The sequence below is a fragment of the Pseudonocardia sp. GCM10023141 genome (genome assembly GCF_042653605.1).
On the sequence record NZ_JBHSIR010000103.1, the window covers coordinates 1 to 544 of the forward strand.

At 74.4% G+C, this 544-nt stretch carries 1 protein-coding gene; it reads right to left on the reverse strand.

The window, feature by feature from the left end; all coding sequences use genetic code 11:
• Positions 1-544 (reverse strand): fasciclin domain-containing protein (locus ACFPFQ_RS48270; RefSeq protein ID WP_379630065.1); only part of this gene is annotated, 544 nt, incomplete at both ends.

A 544-nucleotide genomic window follows, 5' to 3' on the forward strand; every position in this document is an offset into this window, starting at 1 on the left:
GCAGAGGACCTTGGCCTGGGTGCCGGCGCCGGAGGTCAGTGTGGGTGCGGTGGCGGTGCCGCCGATGGTGACGTCGCCGCCGGCGAGCTCGGTGGTCTTACCGGCCTTGACCAGGCCTGCGGCGTCGTAGCGGGTGCCGACGACGTGGTAGGAGAGCAGGGCGCCGAGCTTGGCGGGGTCGGACAGGAGTGCGGTGAAGGCGGCGTCGCCGACGGACTTCTGGACCTCGGCGAAGGCGTCGTTGTAGGGGGCGTAGACGGTGATGGCCTTCTGGGCGTTGAGGGTGTCGGCGAGGCCGGGGACCTTGCCGACGGCGGTGACGAGGGTGGTGAGCAGCGGGTTGGTGCTGGCTGCGGTGGCGACCTTGGCGGGTCCCATGTTGTTGAGGGAGCCGGGGGCGTCGCCCTGGGGGAGCATGCCGCAGGCGGGGCCGAAGACGTCGGCGTTGGTGGTGACGCCGTCGGTGGCGGCGGTGGCTGCGGCGCTGGTGGGTGCGGCGGCGGCGGGGGCGCTGGCCGGGGCGGCGGCGGGGGTGGTGGCGCCG